Origin of the sequence: Mycobacterium sp. MOTT36Y (assembly GCF_000262165.1) — a bacterium.
GTDB lineage: Bacteria > Actinomycetota > Actinomycetes > Mycobacteriales > Mycobacteriaceae > Mycobacterium > Mycobacterium intracellulare.
Window position 1 is genome coordinate 4,396,373 of the sequence record NC_017904.1, and the last position, 17,563, is coordinate 4,413,935.

The following is a 17,563-nucleotide window of genomic DNA, read 5'->3' on the forward strand; positions in this document are numbered from 1 at the left end:
GCATGGTCAGACCCGAGCGCCGGACCAAGCGCGACATCCTGGCCGCCGCGACCATCGCGGTCGTCGTCGCGGTGACGGCGGCCCTCATCTGGTGGACCAGCGACGCGCGGGCCACCAGCAGCCGCCCGGCCGCCGTCCCGGCGCCCAACCCGAGCCCGGCCCGGCAGGTTCCCGCCGGCCTGAAACAACTGTGGACCGCCTCCAGTCCGGCCACCACCGAGCCGGTGGTGGTGGGCGGGGTGGTCGTCACCGGTGCGGGCGTGCGGATCGACGGGCGCGACGCCGGCACGGGCCAGTCCCGCTGGAGCTACGCCCGCGACACCAGCCTCTGCGGAGTCTCGTGGCTGTACCGCTACGCCGTCGGGGTCTACCGCGACGACCGCGGCTGCGGGCAGGTGAGCACCCTGGACGGCTCCACCGGTCACCGCGGCCCCGCCCGCAGTGGCTACGCCGACCCGCGGGTGCGGCTCTCCTCCGACGGCATGACCGTCTTGTCGGTCGGTGACACCCGCCTGGAGCTGTGGCGCTCGGACATGGTCCGGATGGTGGCCTACGGCGAGACCGACGCCCGGGTGAAGCCGTCGTCGCGAGGGCTGCACTCCGGCTGCAGGCTGATCTCGGCCGCGGCCAGCTCGTCCGCGGTCTCGGTGCTGGAGAGCTGCGCGAATCAGGCCGACCTGCGCCTGGTGCTGCTCCGGCCGGGCAAGGACGACGACGAACCCCAGCAACACGTCGTGGCCGAGCCGGGGATCGCGCCCGATTCGGGTGCCCGGGTGCTGGCAGTCCGGGACACCACCACCGCGGTGTACCTGCCGGCGCCCCAGCCCCGGGTGGACGTGATCGACGAAACCGGCGCCACCGTGGCGAGCACCCTGCTGCCCAAGCCGCCGTCGCGCTCGGCGGCGGTCTCGCACGCCGGCAGCCTGATGACCTGGTGGACCGGCGATTCGCTGATGGTTTTCGACGTGAACACCCTGGCGCTGCGCTACACCATCGCCGCGGGTGACAAGACGGCGCCGCTGGGGCCGGGGGTAATGATGGCGGGCCGGCTGCTGGTGCCCGTCACCGGCGCGATCGGCGTCTACGACCCGGTCAGCGGGACCGGCGAACGCTACATTCCGGTCGACCGTGCGGCCAATCCCCCGCCACCCGGGAGGGCGGTGGTCCCGGCCGTGTCGGGGTCGCGGGTGTTCGAGCAGCGCGGCGACACCGTGGTCGCCCTGGGCTGAGCGTTCGGGGCGGCGACGGCCGCCCGGGCGTCTTAGCCCATCGGGCCGCGACGGCCGTCGCCCGAGTTAGCCCGTCGGGCAGCCTAGGGCCCGTCGAGTGTGAATCGTTGGCTTTCGGTGTGAATCTGCGGCGGCGACACGCCGATCGGGCGCGCCGCCAGTTCACACTCAAAGCCGTCAGTTCACACTCAAGATTGCGGCTCGGCGCTGAGCGCCGGGCGGGCGATCGCCGCTAGACCTCGACCGCGAACGTCGGCAGCGGCTTGCCGTTCTTCCAATGCCTGAGCAGCGCCGTCGCCAACTCGCCGTACGCCGACGCGCCCTTGTTCTTGCGGCCCGCCATCACCGACGAACCCGAGGCGCTGGCCTCAGCGAAACGCACCGTGCGCGGAATCGGCGGGGCCAGCACCGGCAGGCTATAGCGGTCGGCGACATCGAGCAGCACGTCGCGGGTGTGGGTGGTGCGCGAGTCGTACAGCGTCGGCAACGCGCCGAGCAGGCGCAGCTCCGGATTGGTGATCTGCTGGACATCGGCGACCGTCCGCAGGAATTGGCCCACACCGCGATGCGCGAGCGTCTCGCACTGCAGCGGCACGATGACCTCGTCGGCGGCCGTCAGCCCGTTGAGGGTCAGCACACCCAGCGACGGCGGACAGTCGATGATCACCACGTCGAACCGGTCTGCGAGTTTGGCCAGCGCTCGCTTGAGCGCGTATTCGCGCCCTGCCCGCATCAGCAGCATGGCCTCGGCGCCCGCCAGGTCAATGTTGGCCGGTAGCAGCGTCATTCCCTCGGCCGTCTCAACGAGCGCGGCGTTGGGCTCGACCTCGCCGAGCAATACCTCGTGCACGGAGACCGGGAGTTTGTCCGGGTCTTGGCCGAGAGAGAAGGTCAGGCAGCCCTGCGGGTCGAGGTCGACCAGCAGGACCCGCTTCTTCTCCTCCACCATCGCCGCCCCCAGCGAGGCAACGGTGGTCGTCTTGGCGACGCCGCCCTTCTGGTTGGCCACCGCCAATACCCGGGTCCTACTCACTGGCCGCCCGCCCCTCCGCATCGCCGCGCGCTCACAGTGCCATCCTGGCATGTTCGTCCACCATGCGCTCGGGCCCGGCAGCCACCGCATGTCGTCCGGCAGAATCATTCTCTATGGGCTTGCATGATCACCGTTTGGTGCTGCTGCGCCACGGCGAGACCGAGTGGTCGAAGTCTGGCCAGCACACCGGCCGCACCGAGGTCGAGCTGACCGATGCCGGCCGTGACCAGGCCCAGCTGGCCGCCGGGGTGCTGGGCGAGCTCAAACTTGTTGACCCACTGGTGATCAGCAGCCCGCGGCGACGCTCGCTGGTCACCGGCGAGCTGGCCGGATTGTCCGTCGACGACGTGACAGAACAGCTCGCCGAGTGGGACTACGGCTCTTATGAGGGCCTGACCACCGAACAGATCCGGGAGTCGGTGCCCGACTGGCTGGTGTGGACGCACGGATGTCCGGGCGGCGAGAGCGTCGCACAGGTCAGCGAGCGCGCCGACGCGGCGGTCACGACAGCGCTGCGGCACATGGAGTCGCGCGACGTGGTCTTCGTCAGCCACGGCCACTTCTCGCGCGCGGTGATCACCCGCTGGGTCGAACTGCCGCTCGTCGAGGGCAGTCGCTTCGGCATGATCACCGCGTCGATCGCGGTCTGCGGGTTCGAGCACGGGGTGCGGCAGCTGCGGGCGCTCGGGTTGACCGGCCAGTGAATCGCGAAGACGACGATGCGCGCCGCGCAGCGGCGCGAGAAGGAGTCGAGCATCTAGATCACGAACCGCCGTTCGCGTTGTGCGGGCCGACCCGAACCCTGATCGCCGACGGCGTGTTGCGGCGCTACTGCGACGTGGGCGCGGCGCAGGCGGCGCTGCGGTCGAATCAGGCGCCGATTGTATTGGGCGCGTTGCCTTTTGACGTCAGCAGCCCGGCCGCTTTGCTGACGCCGCGCGCCGTCGACGTCACCCACGGACTCCCGGACTGGCCGACGGGCCCGCTGCCGCCGGTGCGGGTGGCCGCGGCGCTTCCGCCGCCGGGCGACTACCGCGACCGGATCCGCCGCGCCCGCGATCAGCTCGCCGCAGCCGACAACCCGCTGCACAAGGTGGTCTTGGCGCGCGCCTTGGAGCTGGTGACCGATGCCCCCATGGATGCGCGGGCCGTCCTGCGCCGGCTCGTGGCCGCGGACCCGGCGGCCTACGGCTACCTCGTCGATCTGAGCGCCGCCGGCGACGGCTACGCGGGCGTGGCCTTGGTGGGCGCCAGCCCCGAACTCCTGGTGGGGCGCAGCGGCGACCGCGTCGAGTGCCGGCCGTTCGCGGGGTCGGCCCCGCGGGCCGCCGACCCGGATGCCGACGCCGCCAACGGCGCCGCGCTGGCCGCCTCAGCCAAGAACCGGCACGAGCATCAGCTGGTGATCGAGACGATCCGGGCGGCCCTGCAGCCGTTGTGCGACGACCTGTCGATCGCCGCCGAGCCGCAACTGAGCCGCACCGCCGCGGTCTGGCACCTGTGCACGCCGATCAGCGGACGGCTTCGCGATACCTCAACGAGCGCAATCGATTTGGCTTTGGCGCTGCACCCCACCCCGGCCGTCGGAGGCGTCCCGACCGAGGCGGCGGTCCAGCTGATCGCCGAGCTGGAGGGCGACCGCGGGTTCTACGCGGGGGCGGTCGGCTGGTGCGACGCCGCCGGCGACGGCCGCTGGGTGGTGTCGCTGCGCTGCGCGCAGCTGTCGGCGGACCGGCGCAGCGCGCTGGCTCGCGCCGGCGGCGGTATCGTCGCCGAGTCCGATCCCGACGACGAAGTCGCCGAGACCACAACGAAATTCGCCACGATACTCAACGCCCTAGAAGCCCAACGATGACCACAGACATCCGTCGCGCCGCGCCCCACGACGTCGCCGCCATCACCGAAATGATCCACGCGCTGGCCGAATTCGAGCACGCCGCCGATCAGTGCACTGTCAACGAAACACAAATATCCGCAGCGCTTTTCGGTGACCGCCCGACGGTGTACGGACACGTGGCGGAGGTGGACGGCGAGGTCGCGGCGATGGCGCTTTGGTTCGTCAACTTCTCTACCTGGGACGGTGTGGCCGGCATCTATCTGGAAGATCTGTTCGTGCGCCCGGGATTTCGCCGCCGCGGGCTGGCCCGGGCGCTGCTCGCGGCGCTGGCCAACGAATGCGTGCAGCAGGGCTACACCCGGTTGTCCTGGGCGGTGCTGAACTGGAACACCGACGCCATCACGCTCTACGACGGGATCGGCGGGGAACCGCAGAACGAGTGGACCACCTACCGGCTGTCGGGGTCGCAGTTGGCGTGGCTGGCGGAGTCGCCCTGACCGCCGGCGGCCCAGCGCACCGCGGCCGGGCTGAACAGCAACCCCAACACGACCAGCGCGACAAGCCCGGCCGGGATCCCGTAGCCGGGCTGGTGTGATCCGACCGCGAGGTACCACGCCACCGGCAGCAGGAGCAGCTGGGTGATCACGGCCAGGCCGCGGCCCCAGCGCTTGCCCAGCATCAGCGCTCGGCCCGCGGCGATCACCCCGGCGCCGACGAGGACGAACCAGCCGGCGGTGGCCAGACCGTTGGCCACGTGCTGGTCGGCCCCGGCGATCCCGCGCACCACTAGGACCACGGCCACGATCAGCGCGGCCACCCCCTGCACGGCGACGACGACGCCGGCGCGGCGGACGGCGGTCGGGGCGGATGGCGGCGTCACAGCGCCAGCGTAGTCAGGGCGGCGACGCTCCTCCTCACGCCGCTCTGCGGCGCGCATCGTCGCACCGCCTAACCCGATCGCGGCGCTCCTCCTCACGCCGCTCTGCGGCGCGCATCGTCGCACCGCCTAAGCTCGTGCTTCATGCGGGCCGTGCTGATCGTCAACCCCACAGCCACTTCCACCACGCCGGCCGGTCGCGATCTGCTGGCCCACGCCCTCAAGAGCCGGCTACAGCTCAGCGTCGAACACACCAACCACCGCGGGCACGGCACCGAGCTCGCGCAGAAGGCCGTCGCCGACGGCGTCGACCTGGTGGTCGTGCACGGCGGCGACGGCACGGTGAGCGGGGTGGTCAACGGTCTGCTCGGCCGCCCCGGCACGCTTCCGAGCGGCCCGGTGCCCGCGGTGGCCGTGGTGCCCGGCGGTTCGGCGAACGTGCTGGCGCGATCGCTGGGCATCTCTGCGGATCCGGTCGCGGCCACCAACCAGCTCATCCAGTTGCTCGACGACTACCAGCGGCGCGGCACGTGGCGCCGGATCGGCCTGATCGACTGCGGCGAGCGGTGGGCCGTGTTCAACACCGGCATGGGTGTCGACGCCGAGGTGGTGGCCGCGGTCGAGGCCGAACGCAGCAAGGGCGGCAAGGTCACCGCGTGGCGCTACATCCGCGCATCGGTGCCGGCCGTGTGGGCCTACACCCGCCGCGAGCCGATGCTGACGCTCGAACTTCCCGGCCGCGAACCCATCACCGGGGTGAGCTTCGCGTTCGTTTCCAACTCCAGCCCATGGACGTTCGCCAACGAGCGGCCGGTGTGGACCAACCCAGGCTGCAGCTTCGAGTCGGGACTGGGGGTGTTCGCGCCGACCAACCTGAAGACGATCCCGACCCTGCGGATCGTCCGGCAGATGTTCGCAAAACGGCCCACGTTCAACTTCAAGCACCTCGTCACCGAGGACGACCTGCCGTGCGTGCGAGTTACCTCGACCGGGGGCCCCGTCGCCTGCCAGTTCGACGGGGATTACCTCGGCGTGCGCGAAACCATGACGTTCAAGTCGGTGCCCGACGCGCTGGCGGTGGCCGCCCCTCCTCAGCAAAAACGACGCTGACCTGCGGCAACGCGTGGGCTGTGGCGCACGCGACACCAACACGGGCGGGGAGAGGCCCGCCAGTGTAGTACAACGGAGTAAGGGCTTGACTACGAGATGATCAAAGTGAGATAGCCCACGAGCGAACTCACACTATTGACATCTGTTGAGCCTGTGAAACGATCAAAAGGTTGCATGCAGAAATTACGTAGGGGTGCGGCCCCTTTTCTTCTGCACGCGTTTAACAGCCGAAGAAAATAGCCGTGCGCCTTGCTGCGCACTCAGTAAGGAGTAAAGACGTATGGATTGGCGCCACAAGGCGGTCTGTCGCGACGAAGACCCGGAGCTGTTCTTCCCGGTGGGGAACAGTGGTCCGGCGCTCGCGCAGATCGCTGACGCGAAACTGGTCTGTAATCGGTGCCCGGTGACGACAGAGTGCCTCGGCTGGGCCCTGAACACGGGCCAGGACTCGGGCGTCTGGGGCGGCATGAGCGAAGACGAGCGGCGTGCGCTGAAGCGTCGCAACGCCCGGACGAAAGCCCGCAGCGGGGTTTAACCCAGATAACGCAAAACGGTGCGGCCTCGACGATTGTCGGGGCCGCACTCTTGCGTGTGCCTACAGCAGCATTCGGGTCCGCCGACCGATCGGGACGCGCAGCACCACGTCGGTGCCGCGGGCCGGGGCCTGGGTCATCCCCAGGGTGCCGTCGAGTTCCGCCGACACCAGCGTCCGCACGATCTGCAGCCCGAGGCTGTCGGAGGTCTCGAGGCTGAAGCCGTCAGGCAGCCCCCGGCCGTCGTCATGCACGACAACATCCAGCCAGCGCGCGGAGCGCTCGGCCCGAATCGTCACCGACCCTTCCTCGACCGCCGGGTCGAAGGCGTGCTCGATCGCGTTTTGCACCAGCTCGGTGATCACCATAATCAGCGCCGTCGCGCGGTCCGAGTCCAGCACGCCCAGATCGCCGACCCGGTTGATGCGGATCGGCCGGTCCACCGAGGCCACGTCGTTCATGATCGGCAGGATTCGGTCGATGACCTCGTCGAGGTTGACCTGCTCGTCCACCGACATCGACAGCGCGTCGTGCACCAACGCGATCGACGACACCCGGCGCACCGACTCGATGAGCGCCTCCCGCCCCTCCGCGTTGGCCGTGCGGCGGGCCTGCAGGCGCAGCAGCGCCGCGACGGTCTGCAGGTTGTTCTTCACCCGGTGGTGGATTTCGCGAATGGTGGCGTCCTTGGAGATCAGGGCCCGGTCGCGGCGCTTGACCTCGGTGACGTCGCGGATCAGCACCGCCGCGCCGGCGCTGGCGCCGTCGACCACCAGCGGCAGCGTGCGCAGCAGCACGGTGGCTCCCCCGGCGTCGACCTCCATGCGCATGCTGCGCCCGCCGGCCACCAGATCCCGCACATGCTCGGCCACTTCCTGCGCCTCGAACGGATCCGAGATCAGCGGGCGCGTGACCTCGATGAGGTTGTGTCCCTCCAGGTCGGCGGTCAGGCCCATGCGGTGGTAGGCCGACAGCGCGTTGGGACTGGCGTAGTCGACGACGCCCTTGACGTCGAGGCGGATGAAGCCGTCGCCGACCCGGGGGGTGGAGCGCGACATCACGACGTCCCCCGCGTCGGGAAAGGTGCCCTCGGCGAGCATGTGGACGAGGTCGCCGGCGCACTGCCGGTAGGCGATCTCCAACTGGCCGGACGCGCGGTCGGCGGCCACCGCGGTCTGATGATGCGTGAGCACGGCGACCACCTGGCCGCCGTAGCGCACCGGGGACGCCTCGACGTGCGTGCCCGGCAACCACGAATTCTCTTGACCCGCAACGTCATCCCTCTTGGCGGTGCCCGACGCGAAGGTGTCGGCGACGAGGGACAGCCGCTCGGAGGCGATGGCGGTGCCCACCGCATCGGTCTGTAGCACCGTGGGCGCGGTATTGGGGCGGCATTGCGCCACGCACACCAGCACGCCGTCGTCGCGACGCACCCACATCAGGTAGTCGGCGAACGACAGGTCGGCCAGCAGCTGCCACTCCCCTACCACCGCATGCAGATGGTCGACCGCGTTGCCCGGCAGCATGGTGTGTTCGGCGAGCAGATCACCGAGAGTTGACATCGCTTACTCCCCGGGTCGTTCCCCGGCGGCTGGTCGAAGGGCCCGACCGGCTAGCTGATCACCGCGATGAGGTCGCCCGCCTGAATGACGTCGCCCACCGACACGCTCACCTTGCTGACGGTGCCGCCGACCTCCGCAAGGACGGGAATCTCCATCTTCATCGACTCCAGCAGCACCACGATGTCGCCTTTGCCGATCTGATCACCCTCGTTGACAACGACTTCGAGCACGCTGGCCACGATCTCGGCGCGCACATCCTCGGCCATCTTCACCCCACTCGTTTCGGCCTCTGCGCAGGCTGGCCGCTGGTCATCGCTGGTTGTTGGTCCATCGCTGGTTGGTCCATCAACGTTCTATCAGGTCGCCTACATCGAACCACAGGCCCCACCGCGACGACGGCGCCCGGCCCCTCCCGCGGGCCGCACCAGGGCGAAGACAGTGCGCGGCGCGTCTCATGAGAGACTGGACGACAAGCCAACCGGCGCCAGGCGCCTGGTTTGACAGCAATCAACGGAGGTTCGACCCATGGCCAAACGAGGCCGTAAGAAGCGCGACCGCAAGCACAGCAAGGCCAACCACGGCAAGCGGCCCAATTCCTGAGGACGCTACTGCGTACCCCGGATGATGGTGGTACGCCGAATCTCGAGCCGTAGCCGCTCGCGCAGGCCCTCCGGGGCCCTCTCGCCTTTGCACTTGGTGGCGATCAACGCCTTGATCCGCTCTTCGAGCCCGTAGTGCTTGAAGCAGCCGGGGCACGCCTCGAGATGCCTGCGCAGTTGTTCGCGGGTATCCGGGCCGCATTCACCGTCGAGCAGCAGCCAGACCTGGCGGATGACCTCCGCGCAGCCGACGCTGCCGTGGGACTCGTCGTTGGGGCAGGCATCCGCCGAAGCACCGCCCTGGCCGGCGAACTCGCTCATGACGACACCTCCTCGTGCGCCTGCTGACCGCGGTTGAAGCCCCGCTCCTTGGCAACGTCGGCCAACAGGCCGCGCAGTTGCCGTCGACCGCGGTGCAGCCGTGACATTACCGTTCCGATGGGCGTGTCCATGATTTCCGCGATTTCCTTATACGGAAATCCCTCGACGTCGGCGTAATAGACCGCCATCCGGAATTCCTCCGGCAAGGCCTGCAGCGCGTCTTTGATCTCGGAGTCCGGCAGCGACTCCAGCGCCTCCACCTCGGCCGAACGCAGCCCGGTGGAGGAATGCTCGGCATTGGCGGCCAGCTGCCAGTCGGTGATTTCCTCGGTCGGGTACTCCGCGGGCTGGCGCTGCTTCTTGCGGTAGCTGTTGATGTAGGTGTTGGTCAGGATCCGGTACAGCCACGCCTTGAGATTGGTCCCGGCGCGAAACGAGCGGAAGCCCGCGTAGGCCTTCACCATCGTCTCTTGCAGCAAATCCTCGGCGTCGGCGGGATTCCGCGTCATGCGCAGCGCACCGCCATAAAGCTGGTCCAGCAGGGGAATCGCGTCGCGCTCGAACCGCGCCGTCAGTTCCGCGTCCGTCTCTTCGGGCGCCGCGGGTTCGGTGATGGACGGCCCCGCCGCGCTATCGCGGCCATCTAGAGAATCGGCCATATCGATTAACCCGGTCCCTTCTGCTGCGGTGTTACCGGAAAGCACCGAAAGTGCCACCGGACTCGCAAGGACGCCAGCCAACTGCTCCTCGCCTAACAGGCTCGTCGCCGTTGACACCACGCTGCTCCTCCCAATCTAAAGGCTCACCCCGACAGCTTTTGCCCGGGTGTGATCCACCGCATCGAAAACCAATTGGATCAACCGCGCGCGCGATCCGGCTATTTCCGGGCGGAATTCGGCCCGCGATATCGGTGCCCGCTCCCCGGCGTAGACCCCGATCGGACCGATTCCGGCGTGGCGTTAGTGTGACGCCATGTCCCTGAATGGCAAGACCATGTTCATCTCCGGCGCCAGCCGCGGCATCGGCCTGGCGATCGCCAAGCGCGCCGCGCAGGACGGTGCCAACATCGCCCTGATCGCCAAGACCGCCGAGCCGCACCCGAAGCTGCCGGGAACGGTGTTCACCGCGGCCAAGGAGCTCGAAGAGGCGGGCGGGCAGGCCCTGCCGATCGTCGGGGACGTCCGCGACCCCGATTCGGTCGAGGCGGCCGTGGCCAAGACCGTCGAGCAGTTCGGCGGCATCGACATCTGCGTCAACAACGCGTCGGCGATCAACCTGGGTTCGGTCACCGAGGTGCCCATGAAGCGGTTCGACCTGATGAACGGCATCCAGGTGCGGGGCACGTACGCGGTGTCGCAGGCATGCATCCCGCATCTGAAGGGCCGCGAGAACCCGCACATCCTGACGCTGTCGCCGCCGGTGCTGCTGGGCCGCGAGTGGTTGAAGCCGACGGCGTACATGATGGCCAAGTTCGGGATGACGCTGTGCGCGCTGGGCATCGCCGAAGAAATGCGGGACGAGGGCATCGCGTCGAACACGCTGTGGCCGCGCACGCTGGTGGCGACGGCCGCGGTGCAGAACCTGCTCGGCGGCGACGAGGCGATGGGCCGGGCCCGCAAGCCCGAGGTGTACTCGGACGCCGCCTACGTCGTCCTCAACAAGCCGTCCAGGGAGTACACCGGCAACATGCTGCTGTGCGAGGACGTGCTGGTGGAATCCGGCGTCAAGGACCTCTCGACATACGACTGTGTGCCGGGTTCGAAGCTGGGCGTGGACTTCTGGGTCGACGGCGTCAACCCGCCGGGGTACTCGGGGCCCTAGTCGTGATCGCAAGCGCGGCGCAGCCGGGCGCCGCGGGTCACGACCAGCGGAGGTAGCCGGTGGGCGGCGCGGCCACTCCGGGCATCGCCGCGTTGATGAAAGCCGGTGTGCCGCACCAGGTTCTGCACTTCGACGCGGTCACCGACCTGTCCGAGTCGTCCGACGTCGCGCCCGAACAGGTCTTCAAGACCCTGATCGTCGCCCTGCCGGGTGAGCTGGCCGTCGCGATCGTGCCGGTGCCGTGGCGGTTGTCGCTGAAGGCGGTCGCCGCGGCGCTGGGTGTGCCCAAGGCCGTCATGGCCGAGCCGGCCGCCGCCGAGCGGGCCACCGGCTATGTGGTGGGCGGCATTTCGCCGTTCGGTCAGCGCAAGCGGCTCCGCACGGTCCTGGACGCCTCCGCGTTGCGCTGGGATCGGATCCTGTGCAGCGCCGGCAAGCGGCATTATGACGTCGCGGTCGCGCCCCGGGACCTGATCCGCCTCACCGGCGCGATCACCGCCGACATCAGCCGAACGTGACGACGACCTTGTCCGCGGCGCCCGGAGTCTGGGCGAGCTCGAGCGCCTCACCGACGCTGCCGAACGGGATGGTGTGGCTGACGATCAGCGCGTACTTCTCCCAGTTCGCGACGAGATCCTTGGTCACCTCGAAGATTTCGTCGGGGTAGCCCATGCTCCCGAGCAGGGTGATCTCGTTGCTCATCAGGTTGATGAGGTCGACGGGCACCGGCTCCTTGTGGACGCCGACGATGCCGACGGTGGCGCCCTTTTGCGCCGCGGCGAGCGCGGTGTTGACGACGGCGGGCACACCGGCCGCGTCGAGATAGATGTTCGTGCCGGCCTTCCCGGGGTACATGGAATCGCCCGCGCCGTGCAGTTCGATCAGCCGCGCCACGACGTCCTCGTCGGCGGAGTTGATGACGGCGTCGGCGCCGATCTGCAGCGCCTTGTCCAGCCGGCCGGGGAGCAGGTCCACGACGACGACGTGGCTCACGCCAAGGGATTTGAAGGCCAGCGTGGCGCCCAGGCCGATCGGTCCGGCGCCGAACACGGCGACCTTGTCCGTCGGCTTGGGTCGACACCGGTTGGCGCCGTGGCGCGCGACGGCCATCGGCTCGTTGAGCGCCGCGACCTCCCACGGGACGTGGTCGGGGATGACCTCGAGACTCGTTCCGCGGACGGCGTTTTCGATGAGCAGGTAGTCGGCGAGCGCGCCGCTGGGCCCGCCGTTGCCGATGATGCCGCTCGGGGCGGCCATCGGGTTGATGACGACGTGGTCGCCGACGGCCAGGCCGCTCACCTTCGCGCCGACCTCGGCGATCTCCCCGGCGGGCTCGTGTCCGAGCGGCGTGTGTCCCTGGCGCGGGGGCAGCCCGCCGATGGTGATGTAGAAGGCGTCCGAGCCGCAGATGCCGCAGGCGCGCATCCGGACCAGTACGTCGTTGGGGCCCACCGCGGGACGCTCGGCGTCGAGCACCTCGGCCTTGCCCGGGCCGGTGACCATTGACATCTTCATCGGTGACTCCTTGGTCTTACGGTCAAGCCGCCATGGATTGCAGAAACCCCGGCCAGTCGGGAAACAGTGCCCGGTCCACGATCTCGATGCGGACTCCGGCCGGGTCGACGTAGTAGGCGAACATCGACAGCGTCTCGCCGCTGGGTCGCGCCTCCAGCCGGTACCCGCTGCGTTCGAGCTGCGCTGCGGCACCGGCCATGTCGTCGACCCAGTAGCCGAGGTGGTGGGCGCCGCCCCCGGGCGGCGGGGTCCAGATCGTGCCGGGCACCGCCTGAATCAGCTCCAGGTGCGGTGCGTCCACCGAGTACACAAAGCGGAACGGCACTTCGATGTCGCCGTCCGCCGCGGTGGCCACGCTCAACGCGGCATCGACCGGTTTCGTCCACCGGTACCCCATCGCCCTGGTGAGCCGTTCGGCGGCGGCGGCCATATCGTCGACCACCAGCCCGGTGTGGTAGCAGTCCGCCGGATTCATGCTGTGCCTTCCAGTTCGATGTCGAACGTATCGAGATATTCGGCGAAGATCGGTTCGAGCGCTTCGACGGTCAGGCCATACTGGTCGAGGGTGTAGGCATTGAGCGCGAACCGGTCCTGGGGGTGCCCGGCGAGCCAATTGCGCATCCGCGCTTCGGTTTCTGCGGTCAGCGGCTCGTCGGCCCATTCGTAGATGCGCCGCATGACGTCCATCGGGTCACGCATCATCTCGTGGTAGTACATATGGAAGAAGCGCTCGTCGCCGATGCGATCGCGGGCGCGCAGCGGCCGCTCCACGTGGTAGCGCATCTGCGCCATGGCGTTGCGCCCCATGGCATTCAGGTCGATGGCATCGGGATGCAGCACCATCCCCTTGGGCAGCTTCCACAGGTTGCACAGCGACCCCGTCGCCCTGTAGGGGTCCCGGTGCGCCCAGATCAGCCGGGCGTCGGGGAACACCTTGAGCAGCGCCTCGATGTGCACCGAATGCGACGGCATCTTGAGGCTCCAGTTGCCGGGCGCGGTGGACTGCAACACCTGCAGGTAACGCTTCTGATATTCGTACGTGCTGGTCATGTCGGCCTCGTGGAACAGCCATTCGGCGTAGCGCGAGGTCGACAGGAACGAGTCCCAGGACAGCCCCTTGAAATCCTGATTGTGGATGAACATGTCCTCGGTGGGCCCATCGGCGTCTTCCCAGTGCGGCAGCGGCACTTTGGCCTGCGTGACCATGTCCAAAATCTTGCGCTGTTCCTCCAGCAGGGCCAGGCAGCGCGCGTCGGTGCGCAGCGCCTCGGTGGTGGCCGGCGGGATCGGGTGCACGCACTGCCAGTGCAGCAGCGAGCGCCGGGCCGGATCCTGGTCGAGCAGGTAACTGATGACCGTGGTTCCAGTGCGGGGCATGCCCAGCACGATCAGCGGTCGCTCGACGGGCGCGTCGAGGACTTCGGGGTGCTCCTGGATGTAGGCGTGGACCTGCATGCGCCGCCCGAGCGCGTCGGTGGCGTCGGTGAGGACCCGTTCGCGGCCGAAGGGGGTGAACGCGGCCGAACTGTTGAGCTCGTCGAGCATGATGGCCAGGCCGTCTCGCCAAGAATCGGAATCGATTTCGGTGAGGCCGGTGCGCTGTGCGGCCAGCTTGAAGACGTCGTCGGTGGTCGAGACGTTGTCGAAGTTGTTGTCGCTCATCGTTTCAGACCGTCAGGTATCCGCCGTCGACGGCGATGGTGGTGCCGGTGATGTACGAGGCGGCGTCGGTACACAGGAACAGCGTCGCGCCGGCGCAGTCCTGGGGCGTGCCGGGCCTGCCCAGGGGCGTGTGGAAGCCGATCTCGACGTCCATCACCTCGGGAATGCCCATGGCCGGGTGGGTCATTCGGGTGTCGATGAGGCCGGGTGCGATGGCGTTGACCCGGATCCCGTCGTTGGCCCACCGCCGCGACAGGTTCATCGTGAGGGCGAGCAGGCCCATCTTCGACGAGGCGTAGCCGGGGACGAACACGGCGGAGCGGAACGCGGACATCGACACGACGCTGACGACGCTCGCCCCGCCGGGAGCCTGGCTGGACTTGAGCAGGTCATGGCAGCGCATGGTCAGCCGCATCGGGCCGAACATGTTCTGCGTCACCGACGCGACGTATCCGTCCGGGTCGTATTCGTCACCCGCCGGGTAGGGGCCGCCGGCGTTGTTGATTAAGATGTCCAGTTCACCCAGCGAATCCGCCAGGGCGTCAACCGATTTCGGGTCCTGTATCTGGCATTGGCGGTAGGTGTAGGCGCTCAGATCCGTCTCGGAATAGTCCGTGGCGGACCCGCGGGTGCCGGTGACGGTGACGGCCGCGCCCGCCCCGGCGAATGCGGCGGCGATGGCGTTGCCGATGCCGCTGGTGCCGCCGGTCACCAGCACGGTGGCGCCGGTGAAATCGAAGTTGACGGTGTTCATTCGGGTGACCTCAGTTCGTTGATGGATTTGGTGAGCCACGCTTTTTCCCAGAAGTTGTCGGCGTCGGCCAACAGCGCCTCGTGGGCTTCGGCGGCGACGGCACGTGCCGCCGCGTGCAACGGCTGGGCGGCCAGGATCAGGTCGGTGAGGTGGATGGCCTGCACCGGCCGCCCGACCGCCAGGTGCGCGCGGGCCGCGTCCACGAGCGCGTCGGCCCCGGCGGCGCTCACCACATCGGCCGCAACGGAATCCGGTGCGATCCCATACAGTTCGGTGGTGGAGCGATGCCGGAACCACCCGGTGTACATCTCCCAGATGGCGCGCACGTTCCACGAGGTCTTGCCGTACCCTTCACCGATGTCGAGGTGCTCGGGCACGGTGACCTCGCGCATCGCGGTATGGACGTCGGCGCCGGAATTCATCAGTTCGGCGGTGCGGTCGTGCACGGCCTGCATGGCGTCACGCATCGCGCTGACTTCCTCCGCGATGCGGTCGGCGCCCTCGATCGGGTCGAAGTGGCCGGTGATCAGCCGCTGCGGTCCGTAGTCGAGCACGGTGTTCAACGACTCGATGTAGAGAATGGGATCGCGATAGCGGTCGCCGCGGATGGTCATCAGATTCGGGACATGCCCGAATAGCGGGCCGAACAGGTTGCCGGTGAACAGGATTCGCTCCTGCGGCAGCCACACCACCAGTGCGTCGGTGGTCTCGCCGCCCGGCGTCCACGCCAGCTCGAAGGTACGCCCTCCGACGGTGATGTTGTGGCGCTGGTCGAAGGTCGTCGTCGGCTCGGGGAACGAGAAGTCGATGGTCGCGGGGTCGAGGGTCTTGAAGTGCTCGAGCACGGCGTCGGAGAACTTCTGGAAGGCGAACGACGTCTTGGGCACCCGGTAGCCCATGAGCAGTGTGTTGTCGTCGCGCCAGTACCGGTAGTTGCGGTGCATCACGACGTTGGTGCCCTCGTCGCGCAGCGCCTTCACCCCGCCCCAATGGTCGGCGTGCCCCTGGGTGACGATGATGGCCCGTGTCGGGCCCGGCACCTTGGCAAAAGCCTTGCGGTGCAGCGGCCCCTCGAAGACCAGCCCGCTGTTGACGATGACCCGCCCCTCGTCGGTGGCCACCGCGTAGGCGTTGGAGACGCCCGGCGACATCCACACGCCGTCGCCGAGGGCCAGCGCGGGCGTGTCCGTCGCCGCCGACAGGTCGCCGGCCCCGGGCCGCTCCCGATGAATCCCAGCCATGACTGGCGATCCTCTACAGTTCTAGAGGTAAAGTCAATATCCATGGGATTGCAGGGTCTGATCGACAAGGTGGCGGTCGTGGTCGGCGGCGCCACCGGCATCGGCGCGGCGACGGCCGCCCGTCTCGCCGGCGAAGGCTGCCGGGTAATCGTCGGCGACGTCGCCGACGATTGCGCGCGGCGGACGGCCGAACGCATCGCCGCGACCGGCGGCGCGGCGACGCACGTGGCCTTCGACCTGGCGGATCCCGCGTCGGTCGCGGCGCTGATCGACACCGCCGCAACGACTTTCGGCAGCGTGGACCTGCTGTTCAACGTGGGCGCCGACATGAGCATCATCCGGGCCGACACCGACGTGGTGGACATCGATTTCGACGTCTGGGATCGGGTGATGGCGGTGAACCTGCGCGGGTATGTGGCCGCGATGAAATACGCCATCCCGAGAATGCTGGACCGCGGCGGCGGGGCCATCGTCAACATGTCGTCGGCGGCGGCGTTCCAAGGAGAGCCCGCGCGCCCGGCCTATGCCACCGCGAAGGCAGGCATCGGCGCGCTCACTCGCCACGTCGCGTCGCGGTGGGGGAAGGACAACATCCGGTGCAACGCGGTCGCGCCCGGCTTCACCGCGACCGAGACCATCCGCTCGGTGCCGCAGTGGCCGGACCTGGAGGCCGGCGCGCTCAAGCGCATTCGCGGACCGCGCGTCGGCGAGCCCGGCGACATCGCCGCGCTGGTCGCCTTCCTGCTGTCCAGGGAGGGCGAGTGGATCAACGGTCAGGTCGTCAACATCGACGGCGGCACCGTCCTTCGGTGACCCATGGCCGCCAGTACGAGATCCCGCAAGCGCGACGGCGATGAACGCCGCCGCGACCTGTGCGACGCGGCGATCCGGGTGCTGGCCGAGCACGGATCGCGTGGCCTCACCCACGGACAGGTCGACCGCTGCGCCGGCGTCCCCGAGGGCACCACGTCGTACTACTACCGCACCCGCGCGGCCCTGCTGCGCGGCGTCGGCAAGCGGGTGGCCGAGATCGACGTCGCCAATTTGCAGTCGGTGATCGATGAGCCGGTCGACCCGGTCTCGCCGTTCGCGCACCTGGCCCGGCTGACCATGATGCAGGCCGACGGGACCGGGCTGATGCTGAACCGGGCGCGCCACGAGTTGCTGCTGGGCGCCGCGCGCGATCCCGATCTGGCCGAGACGGCGCAGGTGTTCGTCGCCCGGATCAACGCGATGGCCCGCGACGCCATCGCCCATCTGCAGCCGGACACCCGCGACCCCGAACTGCTGGCCGCGCAGACCACCGCCGTCACGACCTTCATCGCCGGCATCTTCACCCGGCTGGCCGCCGGCGACCGCACCGTCGGCGACGCCGAGCAACTCACCCGCCTGCTGGAGGCGGTGGCCACCGCCGTGGCGCTCGCGGCGCAGCGGGATTGAGGGTCTCGGCTGGCGGCGAGCGCGTCATC

At 68.9% G+C, this 17,563-nt stretch carries 22 protein-coding genes; 11 read left to right on the plus strand and 11 right to left on the minus strand.

Features of this window, described 5'->3' with window-relative positions; translation table 11 throughout:
• The first annotated feature begins 2 nt into the window (after window positions 1-2).
• The gene (locus W7S_RS19965; RefSeq protein WP_009956180.1) at window positions 3-1,229 is read left to right on the plus strand and encodes a hypothetical protein; all 1,227 of its coding nucleotides are present in this window, start codon (window positions 3-5) and stop codon (window positions 1,227-1,229) included.
• Between the two features lie 232 nt (window positions 1,230-1,461).
• On the opposite strand, the gene W7S_RS19970 is transcribed toward W7S_RS19965, so the two are convergent.
• A complete protein-coding gene (locus W7S_RS19970) occupies window positions 1,462-2,262 on the minus strand; it encodes a ParA family protein (protein ID WP_009956179.1) in 801 nt (266 codons plus the stop codon).
• 113 nt (window positions 2,263-2,375) lie between these two features.
• Between W7S_RS19970 and W7S_RS19975 the strand changes: the two genes are divergently transcribed.
• The 3 genes from W7S_RS19975 to W7S_RS19985 are packed head-to-tail and all read left to right on the plus strand — an operon-like array spanning window position 2,376 to window position 4,596.
• Complete coding sequence (locus W7S_RS19975) at window positions 2,376-2,966, plus strand: acid phosphatase (protein ID WP_014712238.1); 591 nt, start codon at window positions 2,376-2,378, stop codon at window positions 2,964-2,966.
• Window positions 2,963-4,117: an isochorismate synthase MenF gene (locus tag W7S_RS19980; RefSeq protein ID WP_014712239.1), complete on the plus strand. Its 1,155-nt coding sequence runs from the start codon at window positions 2,963-2,965 to the stop codon at window positions 4,115-4,117. Before W7S_RS19975 ends, W7S_RS19980 begins: the two co-directional genes overlap by 4 nt.
• Complete coding sequence (locus W7S_RS19985) at window positions 4,114-4,596, plus strand: GNAT family N-acetyltransferase (protein WP_014712240.1); 483 nt, start codon at window positions 4,114-4,116, stop codon at window positions 4,594-4,596. Before W7S_RS19980 ends, W7S_RS19985 begins: the two co-directional genes overlap by 4 nt.
• Here W7S_RS19985 and W7S_RS19990 read toward each other — a convergent pair.
• Window positions 4,548-4,979 carry a hypothetical protein gene (locus W7S_RS19990; protein ID WP_008259694.1) on the minus strand — a complete coding sequence of 144 codons (432 nt, stop codon included), beginning with the start codon at window positions 4,977-4,979 and terminating at the stop codon, window positions 4,548-4,550. The two genes, W7S_RS19985 and W7S_RS19990, sit on opposite strands and share 49 nt — an antisense overlap.
• A gap of 141 nt (window positions 4,980-5,120) precedes the next feature.
• On the opposite strand from W7S_RS19990, the gene W7S_RS19995 reads away from it, so the two are divergent.
• Window positions 5,121-6,086 carry a diacylglycerol kinase family protein gene (locus tag W7S_RS19995; RefSeq protein WP_014380928.1) on the plus strand — a complete coding sequence of 322 codons (966 nt, stop codon included), beginning with the start codon at window positions 5,121-5,123 and terminating at the stop codon, window positions 6,084-6,086.
• 280 nt (window positions 6,087-6,366) lie between these two features.
• Window positions 6,367-6,621: a transcriptional regulator WhiB1 gene (gene whiB1, locus W7S_RS20000; protein WP_003874607.1), complete on the plus strand. Its 255-nt coding sequence runs from the start codon at window positions 6,367-6,369 to the stop codon at window positions 6,619-6,621.
• A 60-nt stretch (window positions 6,622-6,681) separates the two neighbouring features.
• Here whiB1 and W7S_RS20005 read toward each other — a convergent pair whose 3' ends face one another.
• Entirely contained in the window at window positions 6,682-8,181 is a 1,500-nt protein-coding gene (locus W7S_RS20005; RefSeq protein WP_014385642.1) for a sensor histidine kinase, read from the minus strand.
• Between the two features lie 50 nt (window positions 8,182-8,231).
• Window positions 8,232-8,447: a biotin/lipoyl-binding carrier protein gene (locus tag W7S_RS20010; RefSeq protein ID WP_007773063.1), complete on the minus strand. Its 216-nt coding sequence runs from the start codon at window positions 8,445-8,447 to the stop codon at window positions 8,232-8,234.
• A gap of 259 nt (window positions 8,448-8,706) precedes the next feature.
• Here W7S_RS20010 and W7S_RS27895 point away from each other — a divergent pair, with 259 nt between their 5' ends.
• Window positions 8,707-8,781 carry a 50S ribosomal protein bL37 gene (locus W7S_RS27895; protein ID WP_085976515.1) on the plus strand — a complete coding sequence of 25 codons (75 nt, stop codon included), beginning with the start codon at window positions 8,707-8,709 and terminating at the stop codon, window positions 8,779-8,781.
• 5 nt (window positions 8,782-8,786) lie between these two features.
• Here W7S_RS27895 and rsrA read toward each other — a convergent pair whose 3' ends face one another.
• Together rsrA and W7S_RS20020 are read right to left on the minus strand one after the other, a co-directional pair.
• Window positions 8,787-9,101: a mycothiol system anti-sigma-R factor gene (gene rsrA, locus W7S_RS20015; RefSeq protein WP_008259700.1), complete on the minus strand. Its 315-nt coding sequence runs from the start codon at window positions 9,099-9,101 to the stop codon at window positions 8,787-8,789.
• Window positions 9,098-9,760 carry a sigma-70 family RNA polymerase sigma factor gene (locus W7S_RS20020; RefSeq protein WP_008259701.1) on the minus strand — a complete coding sequence of 221 codons (663 nt, stop codon included), beginning with the start codon at window positions 9,758-9,760 and terminating at the stop codon, window positions 9,098-9,100. The genes rsrA and W7S_RS20020 overlap by 4 nt, the downstream gene beginning before the upstream one ends.
• 313 nt (window positions 9,761-10,073) lie before the next feature.
• Between W7S_RS20020 and W7S_RS20025 the strand changes: the two genes are divergently transcribed.
• Window positions 10,074-10,922, plus strand: coding sequence for an NAD(P)-dependent oxidoreductase (locus W7S_RS20025; protein WP_008259702.1), 849 nt, complete (start codon window positions 10,074-10,076; stop codon window positions 10,920-10,922).
• A 59-nt stretch (window positions 10,923-10,981) separates the two neighbouring features.
• On the plus strand, window positions 10,982-11,440 hold the full coding sequence (locus tag W7S_RS20030; RefSeq protein WP_008259703.1) for an aminoacyl-tRNA deacylase: 459 nt from the start codon (window positions 10,982-10,984) through the stop codon (window positions 11,438-11,440).
• Here W7S_RS20030 and W7S_RS20035 read toward each other — a convergent pair.
• Genes W7S_RS20035 through W7S_RS20055 form a run of 5 tightly spaced genes read right to left on the minus strand, consistent with a single transcriptional unit; the run spans window position 11,427 to window position 16,094 of the window.
• A complete protein-coding gene (locus tag W7S_RS20035; RefSeq protein ID WP_014712241.1) occupies window positions 11,427-12,437 on the minus strand; it encodes a zinc-binding dehydrogenase in 1,011 nt (336 codons plus the stop codon). The genes W7S_RS20030 and W7S_RS20035 overlap by 14 nt on opposite strands.
• A 22-nt stretch (window positions 12,438-12,459) precedes the next feature.
• Window positions 12,460-12,912 carry a VOC family protein gene (locus tag W7S_RS20040; protein ID WP_014712242.1) on the minus strand — a complete coding sequence of 151 codons (453 nt, stop codon included), beginning with the start codon at window positions 12,910-12,912 and terminating at the stop codon, window positions 12,460-12,462.
• Complete coding sequence (locus W7S_RS20045; protein ID WP_014712243.1) at window positions 12,909-14,099, minus strand: sulfotransferase; 1,191 nt, start codon at window positions 14,097-14,099, stop codon at window positions 12,909-12,911. Before W7S_RS20045 ends, W7S_RS20040 begins: the two co-directional genes overlap by 4 nt.
• Window positions 14,100-14,103: 4 nt before the next feature.
• Window positions 14,104-14,853 carry an SDR family NAD(P)-dependent oxidoreductase gene (locus W7S_RS20050; RefSeq protein ID WP_014380935.1) on the minus strand — a complete coding sequence of 250 codons (750 nt, stop codon included), beginning with the start codon at window positions 14,851-14,853 and terminating at the stop codon, window positions 14,104-14,106.
• Entirely contained in the window at window positions 14,850-16,094 is a 1,245-nt protein-coding gene (locus tag W7S_RS20055) for an alkyl sulfatase dimerization domain-containing protein (RefSeq protein WP_014385646.1), read from the minus strand. Before W7S_RS20055 ends, W7S_RS20050 begins: the two co-directional genes overlap by 4 nt.
• A gap of 42 nt (window positions 16,095-16,136) precedes the next feature.
• On the opposite strand from W7S_RS20055, the gene W7S_RS20060 reads away from it, so the two are divergent.
• Window positions 16,137-16,907, plus strand: a complete 771-nt coding sequence (locus tag W7S_RS20060; protein WP_014712244.1) for an SDR family NAD(P)-dependent oxidoreductase — start codon at window positions 16,137-16,139, stop codon at window positions 16,905-16,907.
• Between the two features lie 3 nt (window positions 16,908-16,910).
• On the plus strand, window positions 16,911-17,534 hold the full coding sequence (locus W7S_RS20065) for a TetR/AcrR family transcriptional regulator (RefSeq protein ID WP_014712245.1): 624 nt from the start codon (window positions 16,911-16,913) through the stop codon (window positions 17,532-17,534).
• Window positions 17,535-17,563 lie beyond the last annotated feature (29 nt).